This is a genomic window from Paludibacterium sp. B53371, from assembly GCF_018802765.1.
Lineage (GTDB): Bacteria > Pseudomonadota > Gammaproteobacteria > Burkholderiales > Chromobacteriaceae > Paludibacterium.
Genome location: NZ_CP069163.1, coordinates 590,114 through 608,939, shown reverse-complemented (window position 1 = coordinate 608,939; position 18,826 = coordinate 590,114). Strand labels below are relative to the sequence as shown.

Here is an 18,826-nt window from a genome sequence, read left to right as displayed (position 1 = left end):
GAGTGTTGATGAACCCTGATTTCCAACAGAGTCACTTTGCGCTTTTCGGCCTGCCCGAACGCTTTGCGCTGGACAGCGCTCAGCTCGATCAGGCCTGGCGTGCCGTGGCTGCCGAAGTCCATCCCGACCGCTACGCCCATGCCGGTGACGCCGAAAAGCGCGTCGCCCTGATGATGGCCACCCGCGTCAATGAAGCCTACCGCACCCTGAAGTCCCCGCTGGCCCGGGCTCGCTACCTGCTCACGCTGGCCGGCACCGACACGCAGGAAGAAACCAATACCAGCATGCCCGGTGCGTTTCTGATGCAGCAGATGACCTGGCGCGAAACCATCGAGGATGCCCGCCGTGCCCGCGACAGCGCCACCCTGGACCGTCTGGCGGCCGAGCTGCGGGACGAAACCCGCCAGCTGGAGCAGCAACTGGTTCACACACTGGATATCGAACGCGACGACGACCAGGCTGCACTGCTGGTACGCAAGTGGCGTTTTCTGGAAAAACTTGGTCAGGAAGTCGATGACGCCCTCGAACAGGCGCTGTCCTGACCCCCTCACCCCTTACTGATCGTTTGCCATGGCCCTTTTGCAAATCGCCGAACCCGGCTTGTCCGCCGCCCCACATCAGCATCGCAATGCGATCGGCATCGATCTGGGCACCACCAACTCGCTGGTTGCCATCGTGCGCAGCGGCACAGCCACCGTGCTGCCCGATGATGAAGGCAACACGCTGCTGCCCTCGGTGGTCCGTTACCTCGACCAGGACGGGCAAGTCACCGTCGGCCACGGTGCCATGCAGGCCATCAGCCAGGATCCGGTCAATACCATTGCCTCGGTCAAGCGGCTCATGGGCCGTGGTCTGGCCGATATCGGCGACCTGAATGACCTGCCCTACCGCTTTGTCGATGCACCGGGCATGGCCCAGTTGCAGACCCGCGCCGGGATCAAGAGCCCGGTGGAAGTCTCGGCGGAAATCCTGCGCGCGCTGAAAGCCCGCGCCGAAGCCAGCATCACGGGCGATCTGCTCGGCGCGGTCATCACCGTGCCCGCCTATTTCGACGATGCCCAGCGTCAGGCCACCAAGGATGCGGCACAGCTGGCAGGTATCAATGTGCTGCGCCTGCTGAACGAGCCGACTGCGGCCGCCATCGCTTACGGCCTGGACAATGGTTCGGAAGGGGTCTACGTGGTCTACGACCTCGGCGGCGGCACCTTCGACGTCTCGGTCCTGCGACTGAGCAAGGGGGTGTTCGAAGTGCTGGCCACCAGTGGCGACTCGGCGCTGGGCGGCGATGATTTCGACCACCGGATCTATTGCTGGGCCCTGGAAGAGGCCCAACTCTCCGGCCTGTCCCCTTCCGACGCCCGCACATTGCACAGCGCAGCGCGCCAGGCCAAGGAAGCCTTGTCCGAACATACCGAAACCCGTCTGTCGGCGGAGCTGCAAGACGGACAACAGGTCGAGCTGACACTGGCACGCGATACCTTGCGTGACATCTGCCGCAATCTGGTGCAAAAAACCCTGCTGCCGGTCAGAAAGGCGCTGCGCGATGCCGGTATCGGCATCGACGAGGTGCAGGGTGTGGTCATGGTAGGGGGCGCTACCCGCATGCCGCAGATCCAGCAGGCAGTCGCCGAATTCTTTGGCCAGGCGCCGCTCAACAACCTCGACCCGGACAAGGTCGTGGCGCTGGGCGCGGCGATTCAGGCCAATCTGCTGGCCGGCAACAAGCAGGAAGATGACTGGTTGTTGCTGGACGTGATTCCCCTGTCGCTGGGCATCGAAACCATGGGCGGCCTGACCGAGAAGATCATTCCGCGCAACAGCACCATCCCGGTGGCGCGTGCCCAGGAGTTCACCACATTCAAGGATGGCCAGACCGCCATGTCCATCCATGTACTGCAGGGGGAACGCGAGCTGGTGGCCGACTGTCGCTCGCTGGCACGCTTCACGCTGCGCGGCATTCCGCCGATGGTGGCCGGAGCCGCCCGCATCCGCATCACCTTCCAGGTGGATGCCGACGGCCTGCTGTCGGTCTCGGCGCGCGAACAGACTTCCGGCGTGGCGGCCAGCATTGAGGTCAAACCCTCCTATGGGCTCAATGACGACGATATCAGCCGCATGCTCAGCGATTCACTGCAGCACGTACGTGAAGACATCGAGGCCCGCAAGCTGCGCGAGGCCCAGGTCAATGCCCAGGGGCTGGTCGAAGCCACGCAGGCGGCCATCCTGGCCGATGGCGACCTGTTGCAGGAGAGCGAGCGTCAGGCCATCGAGTCGGCCATTGCCGCCTGCCAGCAGGCCTGCGCCGGCAACGAGACCCGCGACATCAACGAAGCGGTCGGTCTGCTGAACCAGATCACCGAGACCTTTGCCGCGCGACGCATGGATCGCAACATCCAGCGCGCGCTCAAGGGCCAGAAAATTGGCGAATTGTGAGATCCCATGCCCAGAATCATTGTTTTGCCCCATAACGAACTGTGCCCGGAAGGCGCGGTAATCGAAGATGCCGAAAGCGGCAGCAGTCTGTGTGAGGTCTTGCTGAAAAACGGCATCGAAATCGAACACGCCTGCGAGATGTCCTGCGCCTGCACCACCTGTCATGTGGTCGTCCGCGAGGGCTTCAACTCCCTGCCGCCTTCGGACGAGCTGGAAGACGACCTGCTGGATCGTGCCTGGGGACTGGAAGCCACGTCGCGCCTGTCCTGCCAGGCGGTGATCGGTCAGGACGACCTGACCGTCGAAATTCCGCGCTACACCATCAACCACGCACGCGAGAACCACTGAGGAGGCCGATCATGAAATGGAGCGACATTTACGATATTGCCGCCGAGCTGGCGGACAGCATGCCGGATACCGACCCGCGTCATATCCGCTTCACTGACCTGCACAACTGGGTCGTCTCCCTGCCGGGGTTTGACGACGACCACGGCCGTGGCGGCGAAAAGGTGCTGGAGGCCATTCAGCAGGCCTGGATCGACGAAGTCGGCGCCTGAGCCCCTCCCGCCCCGCACCACCGTCTTGCACCACAGGACGGTGGTATTTTTTTGTCATGAGCAATCTAACCATCCCATGCACTTCTGCCGCGTTGTAAGATGAATCACCCCCATTCCCGGAGTGGCTCATGTTTACTTTGCTGATCGGCAACAAAAACCTGTCTTCCTGGTCCCTGCGCCCCTGGCTGGTACTGAAGATGCTCGACGAGCCCTTCGAAGAGCAGAAGATAGATTTGCGAGCGGCCGACGCAGCAGAACAAATCCGGGTATTCAACCCGGCCGGCAAGGTCCCGCTGTTGTACGACCGCAACTTGCGGATCGGCGACTCACTGGCCATTTGCGAATACCTGGCGGAGTGCTTTCCTCATGCCCGCCTGTGGCCACAAGGCAGTGCCGAACGGGCTCAGGCACGCTCGGTGGTGGCCGAGATGCACAGCGGCTTCCCCACACTGCGTCAGGCAATGCCGTTTGATATTTGCGGGCGCCACGCCACCCCGCCGCTGACCGCGGAACTGCAACGCGACATCCACCGCGTGCTCGAGATCTGGCAAAGTCTGCGCCAGCAACATGAAGCCGATGGCCCCTTCCTGTTCGGCCACTTCACCCTGGCGGATGCCTTCTTTGCGCCGGTCGTCACCCGCTTCGTCAGCTATGATTATGTCTTGACCGGTCTGGCCGAACAGTACGCCGAACACATGCTGTCTCTGCCGGCCATGCAGCAATGGATTCGCGAGGCCGAGGCAGAAACAGCACTGGCGCGCTGATTACCTTTTCATTAAAATATCGGCCTTTTCCGACAGCACATCATGACCACACCTTTCATCATCGGCATCGCCGGCGGCAGCGGCAGCGGCAAGACCACCGTAACTCGCCAACTGGTCGAAACCATCGGCACCGACAAGGCAGCGGTCATCATCCAGGACAACTACTATCGTGATCAGAGTGCGCTGACCTTCGAGCAGCGGCTGCTGACCAACTACGACCATCCGCATGCCTTCGACTGGCCGCTGCTGATGTCGCACATCGATGACCTGCGCAACGGCGTGCCGATCGACATGCCGATTTATGATTTCTCGATCCACACCCGCAGCCATGAAACCCGTACCGTCGTGCCGGCACCGGTGATTCTGATCGAAGGCTTCTACTCTCTGTACGATGCGGCGCTGCGCGACATGATGTCGCTGAAAATCTTTGTCGACACCGACCCGGATGTGCGTTTCATCCGCCGGCTGCAGCGCGACATCGTCGAACGTGCCCGCTCGATGCAGCACGTCATCGATCAGTACATGTCGACGGTGCGACCGATGCATAACCAGTTCATCGAGCCGACCAAGCGCTTTGCCGACGTGATCCTGCCGCATGGCAGCAATGACCCGGCCATCGACATGATCATCGCCCGCATCGAAAGCCTGGTGGTGTAACACACGCCCATGGCCGTATGCATGCAAAAAAAGCCGGCATCCGCCGGCTTTTTCATTTGCTGCGTGGTCGCTGCTGCCACAGCCAGGCGAACGGCCAGCCCAGGAGTCGCAGGCCAAACCACAGGCCGTAGGCGACAGCCACCAGGGCCAGCAGTACCCCGTTAAGCAGACGGGACACCGCTCAGATCACCTTGGAGTAACGGGCCTTGGTCTGGCGCTCGCGCAGATGGCGATCGAACAGCATGGCCACATTGCGGATCAGGAATCGCCCCTTCGGTTCAACGGTCAGGAAGTCGCCGTCAAAATGCAGCAGGCCCATCTGCTGCATCTCGCGCAGCTTCGGGATCTCTTCCGCAAAGTAATGGGCGAAATTGATATTGAAGATTTCCTCGATGGCCTCGAACGACAAAGAGAAACGGCACATCAGCGCCTGGATGATCGAGCGGCGCAGAATGTCGTCACTGTCCAGCACCAGTCCACGCATCACCGGCAGGCGGCCGGCGTCCAGCGCCGCATAGTAGGCATCCAGCTCTTTCTCGTTCTGGCTATAGCAAGGTCCCACCTTGCCGATCGAGGACACCCCGAAGGCCAGCATGTCGCAGTCGGCGTAGGTGGAATAGCCCTGAAAATTGCGCTGCAGACGCCCCTGACGCAAGGCAACCGCCAGGTCATCATCGGGCTTGGCGAAGTGATCCATGCCGATGAACACATAGCCCGCCTCGGTCAGTTGACGCACCGAGTGTTGTAAAATATCCAATTTCACTGAAGACGACGGCAGGTCGGCTTCGTCGATACGCCGTTGCGGCATGAACAGCGTTGGCAAGTGGGCGTAATTGTATAGCGCAATGCGGTCCGGACTGATGGCGATGACCTGCTCAATGGTCCGCGCCACGGAGCTTTGCGTCTGAAACGGCAGCCCGTAGATCAGGTCGATACTGACCGATTTGAAACCTGCCTCGCGCGCCGCCTGAATCACTTCCAGTGTCTCGTCCAGGCTCTGCACCCGGTTGACGGCCTCCTGCACGCGCGGTTCCAGATCCTGCACCCCGACACTGATGCGGTTGAAACCGAATGACGCCAGTTTGAAGATCGTCTCGCGCCCCACCTTGCGCGGATCAATCTCGATGGAATATTCACCTTCCGGCAAAAAGTCGAAATGCCCGCGCAGGATATTCATCAGTCGTTCGAGTTGCGCATCCGACAAGAAGGTCGGCGTACCGCCACCAAAATGCAACTGAATGACTTTTTCTCGCTCACCGACGGCATTTGCCACCATTTCTACCTCTTTTTCCAGGTAGTCGAGGTAGATATCTGCCTTGCTCTTGTCCTTGGTGATGATCTTGTTACAGGCACAGTAATAGCAAACAGTATTGCAAAATGGTAAATGAGCATATAATGATACAGCTTTACTGTTCGCCCCGATGCGACGCTGTTTGAGCCAATGACGATAATCGGCCTCGCCGAAATCCGCATGAAAGCGGTCTGCAGTCGGGTATGAGGTGTATCTCGGGCCGGAGCCTTCCAGCCGTTCGATCAGTTGTCGATCGAACTCGAAATGCTCCGGAGAAAACGAATGGATGGTGGTCATGTCGGTATTTGATGGAAAAACCGGTGGTGGGCTGGTAAATTTGCGGAAAACATTTGAATTCCGCTTTGACAAGAGTCAAGGTTCAATTAAAGGTTGCTCAAAAAACGGCATGACTGACCAGACCACCATCCAATTGCATGCGCTCAAGCTCTCCTGCTCCAACTGCAGCTTGCGCGAACTCTGCCTGCCCGTCGGACTGAATCGCGAAGAGATGACGCAGCTTGATGCCGTCATCCGCCAGAGCCGTCGCATCAAACGGGGCGAGTATCTGTTCCGCAGCGGTGAGGGCTTCAAGTCGCTGTTCGCCGTGCGCACCGGCTTCTTCAAGACCTGCGTCTCCAGCCAGGATGGCCGCGAGCAGGTCACGGGCTTCCTGATGTCCGGCGAGCTGATGGGGCTGGATGGCGTGTCCTCCAACATCCATGGCTGCGATGCCATCGCCCTGGAAGACAGCGAAGTCTGCGAACTGCCGTTCAATCGAATCGAGAGCCTTGGTCGCGACATCCCCAGCCTGCAGCACCATTTCTTCCGCCTGATGAGCCGCGAGATTGTCCGCGATCAGAACGTCATGTTGCTTCTTGGCAACATGAAGGCAGAAGAGCGTCTGGCCGCGTTCCTGCTCAACCTGTCCCAGCGTCTGGCCATCCGTGGCTTCGCCGCCAATGACTTCATTCTGCGCATGAGCCGCGAGGAAATCGGCAGCTTCCTCGGCCTGAAACTGGAAACCGTCAGCCGCACGCTGTCGAAGTTCCAGCAACAGGGCTGGATCAGCGTCGATCACAAGCACATTCAGCTGGTGAAACCGGAAGAACTCAAGCAACTGATCGCCGGCTGCATCCACTCCAACAACGCGGAGTAACTTGCCAGTCCCGACAACGGGCGCCGCTCAGCAGGCGCCCGTTGGCATTTGCTGCTGCAGCTGCACCAGCCGCCCGGCATCCGGCCAGCGCGACGGCAGAACAAAGCCGCGCCGCAATTCGCGCCATCCCCCCTCCTCTGCCACCATTTCCGCCACCATTTGGGGCGCCTCGGCTTGTGTCATCTGCACACGCAGGGCCTGTGCCGACCCTACCTCGCCGCTGGCGGCCAGCGCCGGCGACAGCCAGCGCATGCGCGGCAGCCACAGCCAGCGACTGGAGGCGTCGCGACAGGGCCAGGGCTGTTCGCAGTCAGCCATCCAGCCTTGCCATTGGGTTGCCGGCGCGAATGCCGCCTCGTCAGGCGCCTGACGGTAAAAAAAGCAGCCACGCACCAGTGCCCCGGTGCGCGGTGCCTCAAACCCCGGCGGCAGGACTTGTCGGGCCAGCGCATGGCGACTCAGCCTCAATTGCTGAGCCAGCTTGTCCTGTTTCAGCAGCCAGGCATCGCGCAGACTGGGGCCCACCAGGCCTGATGCCCCCTTCCCGCACTGCAGATAGAATTTGCTGCAGGTTTCCAGATGCCAGGGCTGGCCATCAATACGCAGCAGGAAGTCGAACTCACCCAGCGTCAGCCCTTTGTCGCGCAGCACCAGATTGTGCGCAACCAGCTCGATATGGGGGGAATGGTCAAACCAGAAAGCCAGCAGTTGCTCGGCATAGTGGCCAAGCCGCCTGACGGGACGAGCCGCCAGCCAGCGGCGCAGTGGCGCCGGATCGTTGTCCAGCATCGCCAGGCGCCTCATCCCGTCGGCCCCCAGCAGCAGCGCATCGGGCAGGTCGTCTGGCGTGAGCCAGGGTGCGCGGCCGGTCAGCAGACAGGCCAGATCACGCACCGCAGGCTGGCGCCAGGGCAGCTCAGGACTTGTCGGGAGGAACATGCCCGTCAGCCGCACGCATCACCTGCTTGAAGAAGCCGCGCAGGATGTCGACCTCTTCGCGCAGAACGCCGGCCCGATGGAACAGGGTGCGCATGCGGCGCATCAGCCGTTCGCCATTGCGGCGCTCGTAGTAGCCGATATGTGCCATGGTCTGATCCAGATGGGCGCACATGCCTTCCACCTCGTCAGCGGTCGCGGCCAGGCCGCTCGGCTTGAGATAATCGACGCCGACACCCACGTGGCTGAACAGCTCGTAGGTCATCACCTGCACCGCCATGGCCAGATTGAGGGAAAAATAATCCGGATTGCCCGGAATGGTCACCAGGCGATTGCACAGCTCGACCTCTTCGATCGACAGCCCGAAGGTCTCGTTACCGAACACCAGGGCCACCTGCTCGCCGGCCTGTGCCCGCCCCAGAAGCTCGGGCGTCAGCTCGCGCGGCACGGCCAGCGGGGTGGTCAGCTCCCGACGGCGACTGGTCAGCGCCGCGGCAACCGTCACCCCATTCAGCGCCTCTGCCAGGGTATCGACCACTTGCGCCGACTGCAGCAGATCCACCGCTCCCGAGGCCAGCGCATCGGCCTCACCACTGGGAAAAGCTTTCGGTGACACCAGCCATAATTGCGACAAACCCATGGTTTTCATGGCCCGTGCCGCCGAGCCGATGTTGCCCGGATGACTCGGTCTGGCCAGCACAATTCGGATGTTTCTCAAAAAATCAGGGACTTCGGGTTTATTCATTGACCGTTTCACATTAAAATAGCGGACATAATTTTGAAATGCGGCCTTCACATGCGCCGCCTTTCCTGTTCCTTAACCCAGATGATACCAGTCGGCGGCCCGCCCATGCGCGAGCCGTCCCTGTCAGTTTAGAGGCTGTCCATGCACCCGATGCTCAATGTGGCCATCAAGGCCGCACGCCGCGCAGGCAATGTGATTCAACGCGCTTCCATGAATGTCGATACCATCCGTGTCGAACGCAAGAAGCACAACGACTTCGTTTCCGAGGTCGATCGCGCCGCGGAACAAACCATCATTGAAACCATTCTCGAGGCCTATCCGAAGCACGCCATCCTGGCGGAAGAATCGGGCGCCAAGGGTGTGGGACAAGCCGAATACGAATGGATCATCGACCCGATCGACGGCACCACCAACTTCATCCACGGCCATACCCAGTACGCGGTTTCCATCGCGCTGGCGCACAAGGGCCAGATTCAGCAGGGCGTGGTCTACGACCCGAACCGCAACGACCTGTTCACCGCCTCGCGTGGCGTGGGCGCCTTCCTCAATGACCGCCGCATCCGCGTCGGCAAGCGTACCAACCTCAATGAATGCGTCATCTCCACCGGCTTCCCGGTGGTGGATCAGTCTTATATCGACACCTATCTCGGCATGCTCAAGGACGTGATCGGCCGTACCGCCGGCGTACGTCGCGAAGGTGCCGCCGCCATCGACCTGTGCAATGTGGCCTGCGGTCGGGTGGACGGTTTCTGGGAGTTCAACCTCAAGCCGTGGGATATCGCGGCCGGCAGCCTGATCATCCAGGAGGCCGGTGGCATCGTCACCGACATGAAGGGCGAGCAGGAATGGTTCGAATCCGGTGATATCGTGGCAGCCAGCCCGAAGGTTCTGGCCCAACTGCTGCACATCCTGTCGCCGCACGTGAAGTAAGCCAAAAAGCGCCCACGGGCGCTTTTTTTCATGGCGCTCGGCGGCGGATCAATCCGCCACGATCTCTACCTTGTGCACCACCCCCTTGCGCTGACGCAGCATCAGCACCAGCGGCAGCATCAGCAGGAAGCTGAAGGTAATCAGCCAGTAAACATCGACAATCGCCACCATGTGCGCCTGGCGGTCCAGCTCGCTGGCCAGCATGCTGGCCGAGGTCTCATCCAGCACGGTGCGCCCGCTCAGATTCAGATAAGACCACAGTGCCGGATTATTGATATTGAAATACCCAACCAGATGATTCCAGGCAGCCTGCGTGTCCCGGGTGTAGAAGGTAGTGATCACGGCAATCCCCACCGAGGAGCCGATGGTACGCAACAAGCTGAACAGACCTGCTGCCTCGGCGGTCAGCGCCGCCGGCAAGGTTGACAGGGCCAGCGTCGACAGCGGCACCCAGATCATCCCTAACCCGAAACCTTGCAGCAGTACCGGCCAGATAAACCAGGCCGTGCTGGTCTCCAGCGTGTAGTGCGTGCAGACCCAGGTACCACAGGCGCCGATCAGGATGCCGGTGCCGATCAGATAGCGGACGTCCACTTTCGACACCAGCCGGCCGATCATCATCATGCTGATCATGCTGGCAATGCCGCGTGGCGCCATGACCAGCCCGGTCGACAGGGTCGGGTAATGGAACAGGCCTTCCAGCATGATCGGCTGAATCACCATGGCGCCATACATGGCCAGCCCGAGTGCGGTGATCACGAAGCTGGAGGCCGCAAAATTGCCGTCGCGGAAAATATGCAGATCAAACAGCGGCTTCTGGCGCGAGAGCAGGCCTCGCAAACCAAAGCCGGCCATGCCGATCACACTGGCAAAGGTGGCCGCCACAATGGCCTGACTGGAAAACCAGTCCTCGGTATTCCCCCGGTCCAGCACGAATTGCAGCCCGCCAATGCCCAGGGTCAGCAGCAACAGGCCGAGCCAGTCCATGTCGCGCTGCCTGCGCGGCGTATCCGGCACCTGCCGGGCCAGCCACAGGGAGATCAGGCCAACCGGCACATTGATATAGAACGTCCAGCGCCAGTCAAGCACATCGGTCAACCAGCCCCCCAGCGTCGGGCCGCCAATCGGGCCGATCATGACCCCCATGCCCCAGATGGCCATCGCCCGGCCGCGCTCGGCCAACGGAAACGTATCCGCCATGATGGCCTGGGACAAGGGAACCAGTGCGGCGCCGAAGACCCCCTGCAGCAGGCGAAACAGCACAATTTGCGCCAGATTCTGCGCCACGCCGCACAGCATGGAGGCCAGCACGAAGCCGGCAATCGAATACAGCAGGTACCGACGCCGACCGAGGAGATCGGTCAGATAGCCGGTCAGCGGCATGAAGATCGCCGAGGCCACCAGATAGCTGGTCAAGACCCAGCTGATCTGATCAGCGGTCGTACCGAGATTGCCCTGCATCTGCGGCAGGGCCACATTGACAATCGTGGTATCGAGCGCCTGCATGATGGTGGCGGACATGACCGCCACCATGATCAACATCCGATTTGCCGGAGCCTGGCTCAAAACCTACTCCGGTGCACAATCCGACGCCGTGTGCGCCGCCAGCATGGCGGCAGCCAGCTGCTCCAGCTGCTCCAGCACCTCGATGGTTTGGGCCAGGGCCTCGGCAGGTACGCTGCCGAGCAATTCAGTTTTCATCTCGTCGGCAATCAGCGCCAGCTGCTGTCCTAGCGCGCTCCCCTGCCCGGTCAGCGACACCAGTTTGCTGCGCCGGTCATGCGGATCGGCCGTACGACTGACCAGTCCCTCGCTCTGCAAGGCATCCAGCAGCCGCACCAGCGAAGCCGGTTCGATACCGATGCGCTGGGCCAGATCACATTGCGCCAGCGGCTGACCGGCACGTAACAGTTTCAGCAGCACCTGCCAGCGCGCCTGAGACAGACCGAAAGGCCGGAACCGGGCATCGAGGGCACTGCGCCAGTTTTTCATCAGATGCACCAGGGCTTCGCTGAAGCGATCGTTTTGGGTCGGCATATCATTAGCAAACTAATTATGTTTAAGCTAATGATTCTAGCATGTCCGATCTGCCCCGGGCATGCCGCACTGTGGTCATATCACGACACATTCTTGCGACAGATCATGAAATTGTCGTTATTCATGATTTTGGCTCAACCCATTTATTGAGACATATAGCAATCAGACAATTCATGAAACTTCGGCCGCCATGCACCCTATCAATCTTAAAAAGACTGTTTAAATTGTATGACTCCTTTTACTCACATTCAGGAGTCATACCATGCATCTACGCTGGATCCCCCTGCTGGCCTGCCCGCTGTCCGCCCCGCTCTGGGCCGATGTCACGCTGTATGGCGAACTGCACGGCAGCCTTGGCCGCCACACCCTGTCGCGGGGGCCGAACCAGAACCGGCTGGACAATGCCGGTACACATTTCGGCATCAAGGGCAGTGAGTCGCTGGGCAATGGATTGAAAACCCTCTGGCAGATCGAGCTGGAGGCCGAGCTGGATGGCAGCAAGGCCCCGTCTCCGGGACAGACCTTTGCCGGACTGAGCGATGCCTCGCTGGGCACCCTGCGCCTGGGACATCTGAACAGTGCGCTCAAGGGGCTGTACACGGTCAATCAGTGGCGCTCGGGCGGCAGCATTGCCCATCACCGTCATCAGGGGCATGAAGGCATGAGGAATTTCGGCGCCGATGCCCTCAAGGTCTTCACCAATCCGGGCAAACGGCTGAAAAACGCCATTGCCTATGACTCTCCGGTCGTGGCGGGCTTTCAAACCAGCCTCAGCTACGGCTTTGGCGAAAACGCCACGCGTGACAGCACAGGGCAGGCGGAGATCGAACGGCCGTCCGACATTTTTTCGCTGGGCCTGAGCTATGCCGCTCAGGGATGGTTTGCCGCCTATGCCTTTCAACGCGAAGCCAATCCCTGCAGTCTGCGCCGGACCGGAGACAAGAAAGAGTGTCGTCCCCAGGCGGGCGGCGAACTGGAGCCCGCTCATCTGCACTATTTCGAGGCCGGCTATCGCAATGACCAGTGGCTGCTGGCTCTGGCCTGGCAGCAGGCGCGGGGCTATGACTGGACCGATGGCTTTTCCGGCGACAGCCAGCACCCCCAGGGGACAACGGGGGGCATGAAGTCAGCCGCCGAGAGCCGGCTGCAAACCCGGCAGGCGGCGCTCTCGCTGGCACACACCCGTGGCGCCATCACAGCAAAACTGACACTGGCACATGGCTGGGACCAGCGCACGAACGGAGAACGCCTGCCGCAGACCGGCTATCGTCAGTGGATCATCGGGGCCGATTACCAGCTCTCCAAACGCACGCAGGCCGGTATCGCTCATGGCCGGCTGATCTTCGCCCCCCAGGCGGGGGCCGCTGTGGCCGCGCGTGCCACCACCCTGACCAGCACCAGCCTGAGTCTGAGCCACAAGTTCTGAGCGCCAGGGCAGCCCGGCATATAGCCCGGGCCGCCCGGCTGTGAGAAAATCCATCCGGATGCCGCCGAGACGCGGCGCCAATGAGGCGAGGTCCCACCCCTCGCCCTTTTCTTTTCATTCTGCCCGGCCTGTTGCCGGGCTCAGCCGCCAGGAATCAGGGTCACCACCAATGACAGACGCCGCAGCCAAACACACCCCTGTCATGCAGCAATACCTCGCCATCAAGCGCGAGCATCAGGACAAACTGGTGTTCTATCGCATGGGCGACTTCTACGAGCTGTTCTACGAAGACGCCGAAAAAGCCGCCCGCCTGCTGGATATCACGCTGACCACCCGCGGGGCCAGTGCCGGCAATCCGATCAAGATGGCCGGGGTGCCCTACCATGCCGCCGAGCAATATCTGGCCAAGCTGATTCGCCTCGGTGAATCGGTCGCGATTGCCGAACAGTTCGGCGACCCGGCCACCAGCAAGGGACCGGTCGAGCGACGCGTGGCACGCATTGTCACGCCCGGTACCGTTACGGATGCGGCCTTTCTCGATGAAAAGCGCGATGTCCTGGTGCTGGCCCTGCAAACCATCAAGGGAAAGCTGGGACTGGCCTGGCTGTCGCTGGCCAGCGGCGAGTTCAAGGTGATGGAGACCGCCAGCGAGGAGCTGGCGAGTGAGCTGGAACGGCTGCGCCCTTCCGAGCTGATCCTGCCCGATGACTGCGATCTGGCTTTGCTGCAGGAACTGAACCTGCCGAAGAAAAAACTGCCGGCCTGGCAGTTTGACCCGCAGTCCAGCCATCAGGCCCTGACGCGGCATTTCGGCACGCGCGACCTGTCGGGCTTTGGTGCCGAGGAACTGAAAGTGGCCGTCGGCGCGGCCGGCGCCCTGCTGGAATACGTCAAGACCACCCAGGGTGCCAATCCGGCACACCTGATGTCGCTGGCGGTCGAGGACAGCCGCGAACTGATCCGCATGGATGCGGCGACCCGGCGCAATCTGGAGCTGACCGAAACCATCCGCGGCGAGCCCTCGCCGACGCTGTTTTCCCTGCTGGATCGCTGTGCCACCACCATGGGCAGCCGTCTGCTGCGCCACTGGCTGCATCACCCCCTGCGCCAGCAGGGCAAGATCGCTGAACGTCTGAGCGCCGTGCGTGCCCTGCTGCCGGGTCATGCCACCTTGCTGGCCGAGTTGCGCGAAGTGGCGGATATCGAGCGTATCTGTGCGCGCATCGCGCTGCGCTCGGCGCGCCCGCGCGACCTGTCGGCCCTGCGTGATTCGCTGATCAAGCTGGGCGACATCACGCCGCTGCTGCCCCAGGACGAGAGCGGACTGCTGGCCGAGCTGGCCGCGGCGCTGCCCGGTGCAGCCGGTCTGATCGAGACCCTGCAGCAGGCAGTGCTGCCGGAGCCGGCAACCTTTCTGCGTGATGGCGGCGTGATCAATCATGGCTATTCGGCCGAGCTGGACGAACTGCGCGCCATCCAGACCAATTGCGGCGAATTCCTGCTGGCGCTGGAGGCACGGGAACGCGAACGCAGCGGCATCGCCACCCTCAAGGTGGAGTTCAACCGGGTGCATGGCTTCTATATCGAAGTCAGCAAGGCACAATCGGAAAATGTGCCGGACGATTATCGCCGCCGCCAGACCCTGAAAAATGCCGAACGCTACATCACGCCCGAGCTGAAAGAGTTCGAAGACAAGGCGCTGTCGGCCCAGGATCGGTCGCTGGCACTGGAAAAGCAGCTCTACGAAGCCCTGCTCGAAACGCTGGCAGCGGGGATCGGCACGCTGAAGCAGGTGGCGGCCGCCGTGGCCACGCTGGATGTGCTGGCGGCGTTTGCCCAAAGCGCCGAAACGGGCGGCTATGTCGAGCCCGTGTTTGTCTCACAACCTGTGCTCGACATCCGCGGCGGACGCCACCCGGTGGTCGAAAGCCAGGTAGACAGCTTCATCGCCAATGACACCAGCCTGGGCGCAGCCCGCAAGCTGCTGCTGATCACCGGTCCGAACATGGGCGGTAAGTCAACCTATATGCGACAGACTGCGCTGATCACCCTGCTGGCACACATCGGCAGTTTCGTCCCGGCCGAGGGCGTCACCATCGGCCCGATCGACCGCATCTTCACCCGCATCGGCGCCTCGGACGATCTGGCCGGCGGGCGTTCGACCTTCATGGTCGAGATGACCGAAACCGCCAACATCCTCAACAACGCCAGCGAGCAGAGTCTGGTGCTGATGGATGAGGTGGGCCGCGGCACCTCGACCTTTGACGGCCTGGCGCTGGCCTGGGCGATTGCCAAGGCACTGATCGAGAAGAATCGTGCCTATACCCTGTTCGCCACCCACTATTTCGAGCTGACGCGGCTGGCCAGCGACTATCCGAGCGTGGCCAATGTTCACCTGTCGGCGGTCGAGCACAAGGACCGCATTGTCTTCCTGCACCATGTGGAAGAAGGGCCGGCCAGTCAGAGTTACGGTCTGGCGGTCGCCCAGCTGGCCGGGGTACCGGGCAAGGTGATCCGCGAGGCGCGTCGTTACCTGGTCGAACTGGAAAATCAGGCCGCCAGCCAGCAACCGGATCTGTTCGCCGTGGCGATGCCGCAGGCGTCCGAGCCGGAGCCCGATCCGGTCCTGGAGCGCCTGGCCGACATCGACCCCAACGCGCTGACGCCCAGGCAGGCGCTGGATTTATTGTTCGACCTCAAACAAATTATGAATTAAACCCCGGCAATCTGTACGGCATTGCCTAGAATGAAACACCAGATATTGATTCGAGGATGAAACCATGCCAACCAGCCATGCCGGCGACAATCCCGGCCTGAAGAAGATTTTTGGTGCGGCAGCGGAAAAGGAAGGCGTGTCGCTGACCGCCATCCGCCGTCGTGCGCAACGTCAACTGAGCAAGTTCGATCAGTTCGCCCGCGAGCAGCTGCAGCAACGCGGCATCACCATGCCACCGGGCATTGGCCTGGTCAGTTGCCCCAACTGCGCCTTGCGGCTGGATGGCGAACACCCGCAGGCCGATCTGCTGCAGGCGTGGATCGAGGGCAACGTCAAGATGGCGAAAAACTTCAAGGAAGTGGAAGTGCTGTTCGAGATGCTGCGCGCACTGGAAAACCCGGGCGAGACCTTCGCCAGTCAGAGCTGCTTTCATATCGGCCTGACCAGCGCCGGGCCGGTGGCCTACTTCCAGGATCACGTCTGTCCGGTGGTATCGGCCTGAGGTGAGGGATGACAAAGGCCGGGACACCTGGGTGTCCCGGCCTTTGTCATGGGGCAAAACGGGTCGGGTAGCGATGAACGAAGCGCATGCTCTCCGGATAGGGGTAGAAATCCTCGATATTGCCGGCACGGATGCGCTGCTGTTTTTCCTGCCAGAATGACGGATCCAGCAAATCCCGATGGTGCTGCAGGAACACTTTGCGCACATCGGCGTCCGCCAGCAGGAAGGTGGCAAACTCCTCCGGGAACACATCATTGCGCGCCACCGGATACCAGACCTCGCCGGACATCTCCATCTCGGGATTCGGTGCCGGCGGAATACGACGGAACTGACAATCCGTCATGTACTCGATCTCGTCATAGTCGTAGAAAATCACCCGCCCGTAACGTGTCACCCCGAAGTTCTTGAACAACATGTCGCCAGGGAAAATATTGGCCGTCGCCAGCTCCTTGATGGCATTGCCGTATTCGATCACCGCCTGTTCGCGCTCTTCCGGCGTCGCCGACTGCAGGTACAGATTGAGCGGTTTCATGCGCCGCTCGATATACAGGTGATGAATCACGATGGTGTGCTCGCTCTCCTCGATCATCGACGGAGCCAGACGACGCAATTCTTCCAGCAACTCCTCGGTAAAGCGCGCCTTGGGAAAGGCTACGTTGGAAAACTCCAGCGTATCCGCCATGCGGCCAACCCGGTCATGGCGTTTGACCAGCCGGTATTTGGCACGCACAGTGTGACGATCCAGCTCCTTGGTGGCGCCGAACACATCCTTGATCAGCTTGAACACATAAGGAAACGACGGCAGCGTGAACACCAGCATCACCAGCCCGCGGATACCGGGTGCGATGGTAAACAGGTCGTTGGAGTGCTGCAGATGCTGGATGAAATCGCGATAGAAGATGTTCTTCCCCTGCTTCTGCAGTCCGATCATGGTATAGAGCTCGGCCTTGCTCTTGGTCGGCAGCATGCTGCGCAGGAACTGCACATAGCCGGAGGGCACCTCCATGTCGACCAGGAAATAGGCATGGCTGAAGGAAAACAGCACGCCGATGCGCCAGGGCTCGAGCAGGATAGTGTCCAGGTAAAGATTGCCGTCGGCATCATGCAGCACCGGCACGGCAAAGGGATACGAGGCATAGCCGTTGATCACCTTGCCGAACAGATAGGCAGTCTTGTTGCGATAAAACGCCGAAGACAGCACCTGAATCTGCAGATTGGCCTCGCGCCGCGGAACGCGTCCCTCCAGATACTGATTCACCGTGCGCAATACCAGCGTCAGATCGCGGCGCAGATTGGCAAACGGTCTTGTCCAGCCGAAGTCGGCGATGATCTGCTGCAGGGTCGCCAGCAAGCCGACCGAAGCGGGATAGTAGCTGCGGTAGGACGGTGGATTGGATTCGATGTACTCGGTGGAAATCGCCGGGCGCAGGAAAATGAAATCGTTGTTGAAATAGTCGCGATGCAGAATGCGGGTGAACACCGAGTTGAAGAAGGTTTCCGCCAGCTCGGGTTGCTTGTGGTTGCACAGCAGGCCGATGTAATACAGCTTGGCCTGCTGCCAGATCTCGTTGTCCAGCAGCTCGGCATGAAAATCGCGATGCAGCAGCTCGACCGTCTCGCTCACACGCTGGTCATAAAACTGGATGCGATCGCGGATCGCTTTCTGGATCCCCGGCCAGTCCGCCTCGTCAAAGCGCGTCTTGGCGCTCTGCGTGCATTCGCGGAACAAGCGGTAATGCTTGTCGAAGCCGGCGATCAAGGCCAGCGCGATATCTCGCGCCACCGGGTTGTAATACTCGGGAATCTGCATCGTTTCGCCCCCTACCGGGCGGCGACCGACGGTTCTCAGCGTCTGCCGCTCCCCCGGCCGAATCTGGCGGCACCTGTCATCGTGCCGGCCGATTTGCCAATGCCACCAGCATGCTTGACTCGCGGCAAATCTTCAAGGCGGATTTCCAGCCGGCGCATTTCGCCCGGCGCCAGCCCGTCCACACGCCAGGGGCCAATGGCCACCCGCACCAGACGCAGGGTGGGCAAACCGACTTTGGCGGTCATGCGTCTGACCTGGCGGTTCTTCCCCTCGTGAATCGTCAGCGCAATCCAGCTGTCCGGCACGGTCTTGCGCACCCGGATCGGCGGCACGCGCGGCCAGATCTCGGGGGCATCCAGGCGCTCGGCTTCTGCGGGCAAGGTGATAAAGTCCCCCAGATCCACGCCCTGACGCAGGGCCGCCAGTTGCTCATCGCCCGGGACGCCCTCGACCTGCACCCAGTAAGTCTTGGGCTGCTTCCAGCGCGGATCGCTGATGCGATGCTGCAGCGTGCCGTCATTGGTCAGTAACAACAATCCTTCACTATCGGTATCCAGCCGGCCGGCCGGATAAAAGCCCGGCACCTGCACAAAGTCCTTCAGGGTTTTATGCAATTCATGTTGCGAAAACTGGCTTATTACGCCATATGGTTTATTTAACAGGATCAGTTCAGGCATGGGTCTGGCGAATACGAATGATTTACACGATAATAGCAAGGTTAAGGAGAGCGGCATAACAATAAGCTTTGGTCATCATCCGGCATCTCCTGCGCGGTCGCGCGACCGCTTCTCGAAACGATCGCACATTGCCCGCGCGCACCACCGGACACCACGAACACCCCGGCCGACCCGGCGGGGGCGTGATTC

The 18,826-nt window shown here is 61.1% G+C and carries 19 protein-coding genes; 11 read left to right on the top strand and 8 right to left on the bottom strand.

Annotated features, from left to right (window positions below):
* The first annotated feature begins 8 nt into the window (after positions 1–8).
* The 6 genes from hscB (at position 9) to udk (ending at position 4,411) form a co-directional block, all read left to right on the top strand.
* Positions 9–542 carry a Fe-S protein assembly co-chaperone HscB gene (gene hscB, locus JNO51_RS02935; RefSeq protein WP_215781161.1) on the top strand — a complete coding sequence of 178 codons (534 nt, stop codon included), beginning with the start codon at positions 9–11 and terminating at the stop codon, positions 540–542.
* 28 nt (positions 543–570) lie between these two features.
* Positions 571–2,433, top strand: a complete 1,863-nt coding sequence (hscA, locus tag JNO51_RS02930; RefSeq protein ID WP_215781158.1) for a Fe-S protein assembly chaperone HscA — start codon at positions 571–573, stop codon at positions 2,431–2,433.
* Positions 2,434–2,439: 6 nt separating this feature from the next.
* The gene (gene fdx, locus JNO51_RS02925; RefSeq protein WP_215781156.1) at positions 2,440–2,781 is read left to right on the top strand and encodes an ISC system 2Fe-2S type ferredoxin; all 342 of its coding nucleotides are present in this window, start codon (positions 2,440–2,442) and stop codon (positions 2,779–2,781) included.
* Between the two features lie 11 nt (positions 2,782–2,792).
* Entirely contained in the window at positions 2,793–2,990 is a 198-nt protein-coding gene (gene iscX / locus JNO51_RS02920; RefSeq protein WP_215781154.1) for a Fe-S cluster assembly protein IscX, read from the top strand.
* 128 nt (positions 2,991–3,118) lie between these two features.
* Positions 3,119–3,754, top strand: coding sequence for a glutathione S-transferase family protein (locus JNO51_RS02915; protein WP_215781152.1), 636 nt, complete (start codon positions 3,119–3,121; stop codon positions 3,752–3,754).
* 42 nt (positions 3,755–3,796) lie between these two features.
* Positions 3,797–4,411, top strand: coding sequence for a uridine kinase (gene udk, locus JNO51_RS02910; protein WP_215781149.1), 615 nt, complete (start codon positions 3,797–3,799; stop codon positions 4,409–4,411).
* Positions 4,412–4,463: 52 nt separating this feature from the next.
* Here udk and JNO51_RS17445 read toward each other — a convergent pair whose 3' ends face one another.
* Both JNO51_RS17445 and hemN read right to left on the bottom strand, forming a co-directional pair.
* On the bottom strand, positions 4,464–4,589 hold the full coding sequence (locus JNO51_RS17445; RefSeq protein ID WP_256444965.1) for a hypothetical protein: 126 nt from the start codon (positions 4,587–4,589) through the stop codon (positions 4,464–4,466).
* Between the two features lie 3 nt (positions 4,590–4,592).
* Positions 4,593–5,999, bottom strand: a complete 1,407-nt coding sequence (gene hemN, locus JNO51_RS02905; protein ID WP_215781147.1) for an oxygen-independent coproporphyrinogen III oxidase — start codon at positions 5,997–5,999, stop codon at positions 4,593–4,595.
* Positions 6,000–6,108: 109 nt separating this feature from the next.
* Between hemN and fnr the strand changes: the two genes are divergently transcribed.
* Positions 6,109–6,858: a fumarate/nitrate reduction transcriptional regulator Fnr gene (gene fnr, locus JNO51_RS02900; RefSeq protein WP_215781145.1), complete on the top strand. Its 750-nt coding sequence runs from the start codon at positions 6,109–6,111 to the stop codon at positions 6,856–6,858.
* 27 nt (positions 6,859–6,885) lie between these two features.
* On the opposite strand, the gene JNO51_RS02895 is transcribed toward fnr, so the two are convergent.
* Positions 6,886–7,797 (bottom strand): DUF1853 family protein, encoded by a 912-nt coding sequence (locus JNO51_RS02895; protein WP_215781143.1) that lies wholly within the window; start codon positions 7,795–7,797, stop codon positions 6,886–6,888.
* Positions 7,775–8,539 carry an RNA methyltransferase gene (locus JNO51_RS02890; RefSeq protein WP_215781141.1) on the bottom strand — a complete coding sequence of 255 codons (765 nt, stop codon included), beginning with the start codon at positions 8,537–8,539 and terminating at the stop codon, positions 7,775–7,777. The genes JNO51_RS02895 and JNO51_RS02890 overlap by 23 nt, the downstream gene beginning before the upstream one ends.
* A 141-nt stretch (positions 8,540–8,680) precedes the next feature.
* Between JNO51_RS02890 and JNO51_RS02885 the strand changes: the two genes are divergently transcribed.
* Entirely contained in the window at positions 8,681–9,469 is a 789-nt protein-coding gene (locus tag JNO51_RS02885; protein WP_215781139.1) for an inositol monophosphatase family protein, read from the top strand.
* A gap of 48 nt (positions 9,470–9,517) precedes the next feature.
* Here JNO51_RS02885 and JNO51_RS02880 read toward each other — a convergent pair whose 3' ends face one another.
* Both JNO51_RS02880 and JNO51_RS02875 read right to left on the bottom strand, forming a co-directional pair.
* Positions 9,518–10,990 carry a DHA2 family efflux MFS transporter permease subunit gene (locus JNO51_RS02880; RefSeq protein WP_215781136.1) on the bottom strand — a complete coding sequence of 491 codons (1,473 nt, stop codon included), beginning with the start codon at positions 10,988–10,990 and terminating at the stop codon, positions 9,518–9,520.
* A gap of 48 nt (positions 10,991–11,038) precedes the next feature.
* Positions 11,039–11,506 carry a MarR family winged helix-turn-helix transcriptional regulator gene (locus JNO51_RS02875; RefSeq protein WP_215781133.1) on the bottom strand — a complete coding sequence of 156 codons (468 nt, stop codon included), beginning with the start codon at positions 11,504–11,506 and terminating at the stop codon, positions 11,039–11,041.
* A gap of 262 nt (positions 11,507–11,768) precedes the next feature.
* Between JNO51_RS02875 and JNO51_RS02870 the strand changes: the two genes are divergently transcribed.
* From JNO51_RS02870 to JNO51_RS02860, 3 genes are all read left to right on the top strand, one after another.
* Entirely contained in the window at positions 11,769–12,932 is a 1,164-nt protein-coding gene (locus JNO51_RS02870) for a porin (RefSeq protein WP_215781131.1), read from the top strand.
* Between the two features lie 169 nt (positions 12,933–13,101).
* The gene (mutS, locus tag JNO51_RS02865; protein WP_215781128.1) at positions 13,102–15,648 is read left to right on the top strand and encodes a DNA mismatch repair protein MutS; all 2,547 of its coding nucleotides are present in this window, start codon (positions 13,102–13,104) and stop codon (positions 15,646–15,648) included.
* Between the two features lie 64 nt (positions 15,649–15,712).
* The gene (locus tag JNO51_RS02860; RefSeq protein WP_215781126.1) at positions 15,713–16,150 is read left to right on the top strand and encodes a hypothetical protein; all 438 of its coding nucleotides are present in this window, start codon (positions 15,713–15,715) and stop codon (positions 16,148–16,150) included.
* Positions 16,151–16,196: 46 nt separating this feature from the next.
* On the opposite strand, the gene aceK is transcribed toward JNO51_RS02860, so the two are convergent.
* Positions 16,197–17,960 carry a bifunctional isocitrate dehydrogenase kinase/phosphatase gene (gene aceK, locus JNO51_RS02855; RefSeq protein ID WP_215781123.1) on the bottom strand — a complete coding sequence of 588 codons (1,764 nt, stop codon included), beginning with the start codon at positions 17,958–17,960 and terminating at the stop codon, positions 16,197–16,199.
* A 35-nt stretch (positions 17,961–17,995) separates the two neighbouring features.
* Positions 17,996–18,637, bottom strand: a complete 642-nt coding sequence (locus JNO51_RS02850) for a pseudouridine synthase (protein ID WP_215781121.1) — start codon at positions 18,635–18,637, stop codon at positions 17,996–17,998.
* Positions 18,638–18,826 lie beyond the last annotated feature (189 nt).

What these genes read in the sequence shown, in the direction of transcription:
- hscA (WP_215781158.1), top strand. Translation starts at nt 571, where the DNA reads ATGGCCCTTTTGCAAATCGCCGAACCCGGCTTGTCCGCCGCCCCACAT.
- JNO51_RS02880 (WP_215781136.1), bottom strand. Translation starts at nt 10,990, where the DNA reads ATGTCCGCCACCATCATGCAGGCGCTCGATACCACGATTGTCAATGTG.
- fnr (WP_215781145.1), top strand. Translation starts at nt 6,109, where the DNA reads ATGACTGACCAGACCACCATCCAATTGCATGCGCTCAAGCTCTCCTGC.
- JNO51_RS02895 (WP_215781143.1), bottom strand. Translation starts at nt 7,797, where the DNA reads ATGTTCCTCCCGACAAGTCCTGAGCTGCCCTGGCGCCAGCCTGCGGTG.
- JNO51_RS02915 (WP_215781152.1), top strand. Translation starts at nt 3,119, where the DNA reads ATGTTTACTTTGCTGATCGGCAACAAAAACCTGTCTTCCTGGTCCCTG.
- JNO51_RS02860 (WP_215781126.1), top strand. Translation starts at nt 15,713, where the DNA reads ATGCCAACCAGCCATGCCGGCGACAATCCCGGCCTGAAGAAGATTTTT.
- hemN (WP_215781147.1), bottom strand. Translation starts at nt 5,999, where the DNA reads ATGACCACCATCCATTCGTTTTCTCCGGAGCATTTCGAGTTCGATCGA.
- JNO51_RS02890 (WP_215781141.1), bottom strand. Translation starts at nt 8,539, where the DNA reads ATGAATAAACCCGAAGTCCCTGATTTTTTGAGAAACATCCGAATTGTG.
- JNO51_RS02885 (WP_215781139.1), top strand. Translation starts at nt 8,681, where the DNA reads ATGCACCCGATGCTCAATGTGGCCATCAAGGCCGCACGCCGCGCAGGC.
- JNO51_RS02870 (WP_215781131.1), top strand. Translation starts at nt 11,769, where the DNA reads ATGCATCTACGCTGGATCCCCCTGCTGGCCTGCCCGCTGTCCGCCCCG.
- fdx (WP_215781156.1), top strand. Translation starts at nt 2,440, where the DNA reads ATGCCCAGAATCATTGTTTTGCCCCATAACGAACTGTGCCCGGAAGGC.
- JNO51_RS02875 (WP_215781133.1), bottom strand. Translation starts at nt 11,506, where the DNA reads ATGCCGACCCAAAACGATCGCTTCAGCGAAGCCCTGGTGCATCTGATG.
- udk (WP_215781149.1), top strand. Translation starts at nt 3,797, where the DNA reads ATGACCACACCTTTCATCATCGGCATCGCCGGCGGCAGCGGCAGCGGC.
- aceK (WP_215781123.1), bottom strand. Translation starts at nt 17,960, where the DNA reads ATGCAGATTCCCGAGTATTACAACCCGGTGGCGCGAGATATCGCGCTG.
- mutS (WP_215781128.1), top strand. Translation starts at nt 13,102, where the DNA reads ATGACAGACGCCGCAGCCAAACACACCCCTGTCATGCAGCAATACCTC.
- JNO51_RS02850 (WP_215781121.1), bottom strand. Translation starts at nt 18,637, where the DNA reads ATGCCTGAACTGATCCTGTTAAATAAACCATATGGCGTAATAAGCCAG.
- hscB (WP_215781161.1), top strand. Translation starts at nt 9, where the DNA reads ATGAACCCTGATTTCCAACAGAGTCACTTTGCGCTTTTCGGCCTGCCC.
- iscX (WP_215781154.1), top strand. Translation starts at nt 2,793, where the DNA reads ATGAAATGGAGCGACATTTACGATATTGCCGCCGAGCTGGCGGACAGC.